Annotated in this window: 3 protein-coding genes; 1 reads left to right on the top strand and 2 read right to left on the bottom strand. The window is 63.3% G+C overall.

The window, feature by feature from the left end; all coding sequences use genetic code 11:
• Positions 1 to 45: 45 nt before the first annotated feature.
• Positions 46 to 1,095: a deoxyribose-phosphate aldolase gene (deoC, locus tag EN906_RS28140; protein WP_127267816.1), complete on the bottom strand. Its 1,050-nt coding sequence runs from the start codon at positions 1,093 to 1,095 to the stop codon at positions 46 to 48.
• A 152-nt stretch (positions 1,096 to 1,247) separates the two neighbouring features.
• On the bottom strand, positions 1,248 to 2,075 hold the full coding sequence (locus tag EN906_RS28135; RefSeq protein ID WP_127267817.1) for a ferredoxin--NADP reductase: 828 nt from the start codon (positions 2,073 to 2,075) through the stop codon (positions 1,248 to 1,250).
• Positions 2,076 to 2,295: 220 nt separating this feature from the next.
• On the opposite strand from EN906_RS28135, the gene EN906_RS28130 reads away from it, so the two are divergent.
• A partial coding sequence (locus tag EN906_RS28130; protein WP_164777411.1) for a hydantoinase/oxoprolinase family protein occupies positions 2,296 to 3,280 on the top strand: 985 nt, incomplete at its 3' end.

Genomic DNA, 3,280 nt, shown 5'->3' with positions numbered 1-3,280 from the left:
CCCCCACCCCGATCGGCAAGGCCGATCGGGGTGGGGGTAAATGTCTCATGCCATCGCGTGGCGATGATTGGCCGAATAGTGTCCGGTCAGATGGTGCTCGAGCTGGCGCTCGATGTCGGTCAAGAGGCTCGAGGCACCGAAGCGGAACAGCTCGGGCTCCAGCCAGGGCCGGCCGAGTTCTTCCTTCATCAGCACCAGCCAGTCGAGCGAGGCCTTGGCCGTGGATATGCCGCCGGCCGGCTTGAAGCCGATGAGATAGCCGGTTTCCTCGAAATAGGCCCTGATGGCGCGCACCATGGCGAGGCCGACAGGCAGCGTCGCGTTGACGCTTTCCTTGCCGGTCGAGGTCTTGATGAAATCGGCGCCCGCCATCATCGCCACCATCGAGGCCAGCATGACATTGCGCAGCGTGGCGAGGTCGCCGGTGCCGAGGATGACCTTCAGATGCGCGTCACCGCAGGCGGCGCGCATCGAGACGATCTCGTTGTAGAGCTCCCGCCATTTGGCGCCGAACACCAGCCCGCGCGGGATGACGACGTCGATCTCGTCGGCGCCGTCGCGGACCGAGGCCTCGATCTCCTGCAGGCGGGTCGACAGCGGCGTAAGGCCATGCGGGAAGGCGGTGGAGACGGCGGCGACATGGATGCCAGTGCCGCGCACGGCATCGACGGCGGTGGCAACGAAGGGGTGGTAGACACAGACGGCGGCCGGGCGGATGGTTTCACCTGATATGCCGAGGCCCTCGACAATGTCGCGGCGGAACGGATTGATCGCCTTGGCGCAGAGCCGGCGCACGCGCTCCTCGGTGTCGTTGGAATTCAGCGTCGTCAAATCCATGCAGGCGACGGCGCGCAGCAGCCAGGCCGCCTGGTTGTCGGCCTTTATCGAGCGCCGCTTGGTCAGGCTGGCGACGCGCCGTTCCAGCGCCGAGCGATTGACGCTGCGCACCGATTCCATGAAGCCGAGGTCGAGCTTCATGCCTGGATTGCGCGCAATGCGATGGTCCGGGGGAACGGCTGTGTTGGCGGCGGCACGCGCGGGCAGCGGCGTCACCTTGGACGAGCCGACATCGGCTTCGCGGATTGTGCTGCTCATCTCCTGCCCTTTCATTCAGCGACGTGTGCCGAAGATAGCCCGTGAAGCCGTACTTCACGAGTCCTGCGGGCGGTCATAACCGAAAAAGGCGGCGAAAGCAGCAATTTTTGACCGTGCGGTCAAAAACATAGACTTCGAGATGTTGGTGCGTCTCAGCCGACGAAGGCGCGCTCGACGACAAAAGTCGCTGGATGGCTCAGCGACCCTTCCTCGAAGCCAAGGCTTTCGGCCAGTTCCTTGACGTCCTTCAGCATATGCATCGAGCCGCAGATCATGATCCGGTCGGTTTCCGGGTTGAGCTTGTCGATGCCGAGATCGCTGTAGAACTTGCCGGAGCCGATCAGCGCGGTGATGCGGCCCATGCGTGCCGATTCCTCGCGGGTCGTCGAATTGTAGAGCGTGACGCGCCCGGAGGTCAGCTCGCCGATCAGCGGGTCGCTTTCGAGTGCTGCGACCAGTTCCTGGCCATAGGTCAGCTCGGCATTGTCGCGGCAGGTATGGGTCAGGATCAGCTGATCGAACTTGTCGTAGGTGTCGGGGTCGCGCAGCAGGCTGGCGAAGGGCGCGATGCCGGTGCCGGTCGAGATCATGAACAGCCGCTTGGCCGGCGTCAGCGCGTCGACCACCAGCGTGCCGGTCGACTTCTGGCGCATGATGACGGTGTCGCCGACCTGGATCTTCTGCAGCTCCGAAGTCAGCGGGCCGTCCGGCACCTTGATCGAGAAGAATTCCAGCTCTTCGTCCCAGGCCGGGCTCGCCACCGAATAGGCGCGGTACACCGGCTTCTCGGCATTGGGCAGGCCGATCATGACGAACTCGCCGGAGCGGAAGCGCAGCGACTGCGGACGGGTGATGCGGAACGAGAACAGCCGATCGGTATAGTGCTTCACCGAGACGACGGTTTCGGCATAGACGTTGGCCGGAATCGGGAACTGCAGCGGTCGGGCGCCGGCGGTGTTGAGAGCGGATGTGGTGTTCATCAAATCCAACCTTCTGGCCCAACCGTGGACGCGGGCGCCAAACTTTCACCTGCACGCCCGGACCATTCAGATCCCGGCGGGCTGTTCGCACACTGCAAAGCGGCAAGCTCTTGTGTCCGGAATTTATTAGTATACAAACGATATTTGCGTCAAGATGCTCCCTTAAAACAGCTTTCCAAACTGGCGCATATCCGTAGTCCGCGCATTTCGGGTTTCGACGATGGAAGAGAATATTTCGGCGCAAGCGCGCAATTCCCGGGGAAATGTCGTCGCCGGTATCGATGTCGGCGGCACCTTCACCGACCTGCTCCTGATCGACGGAAGCGACGGCGGCCGGGTGTATCTGGCCAAGACGCCGACCACGGTGGACAACCAGGCTTTCGGTGTGGTTTCGGCACTCGGCGCCACCGGATTTGCCATCGATAGCATCGACCTCATCGTGCATGGCACGACCACCACCACCAATGCGGTGCTCGAACGCCGGCTGGCGAAAACCGGCATGATCACCACGCGCGGTTTTCGCGACGTGATCGAACTGGGCCGGCGCACGCGGCCGCAGGCCTATGGCATGACCGGCAGCTTCGTGCCGATCATTCCGCGCAATCTCAGGCTCGAAGTCTCGGAGCGCGTCGAAGCATCGGGCGCGGTGCGCACGCCGCTCGACGAGACCGAGATGCGCGACGCAGTGCAGACGCTGATAGCGGCCGGTTGCGAATCCCTGGTCATCCATTTCCTGCATTCCTACGCCAACCCGGCACATGAGCGGCGCGCCGTCGAAATCGCCACCGAACTCTGGCCGAACGGCTACATCACGGCAGGCCATGCGCTGCTGTCGGAAGCGCGCGAATTCGAACGCGGCGTGACCGCTTCGGTCAACGCCTCAGTGCAGCCGATCCTCGAGCGCTATGTCGAGCGGCTGCGCAAGGAATTGGCCGCCAAAGGCTATGCCCGCGACTTCCTGATCATGAACGGCAATGGCGGCATGATCTCGGCCCGCTTCGTCACACGTGAATCGGCCAAGACGGTCATGTCCGGCCCGGCCTCGGGCGTCATCGCCGCCGCTTATACGGGAAAACGCGCCGGCTTCGAAAACCTCGTCACCTATGACATGGGCGGCACCTCGACCGACGTGGCGTTGATCCGCAATGCCGAGCCGGCAGTGTCGAACGAGATCGAGATCGAATATGCGATGCCGATCCATGTGC

Source organism: Mesorhizobium sp. M7A.F.Ca.CA.004.06.1.1, assembly GCF_003999135.1.
GTDB lineage: Bacteria > Pseudomonadota > Alphaproteobacteria > Rhizobiales > Rhizobiaceae > Mesorhizobium.
Note: the sequence above shows the minus strand (reverse complement) of the source record. Positions and strands in the feature narration are given on the sequence as shown.

Excerpts from the sequence above, each read along its gene's own strand:
- EN906_RS28135 (WP_127267817.1), bottom strand. The coding sequence starts at position 2,075 with ATGAACACCACATCCGCTCTCAACACCGCCGGCGCCCGACCGCTGCAG.
- deoC (WP_127267816.1), bottom strand. The coding sequence starts at position 1,095 with ATGAGCAGCACAATCCGCGAAGCCGATGTCGGCTCGTCCAAGGTGACG.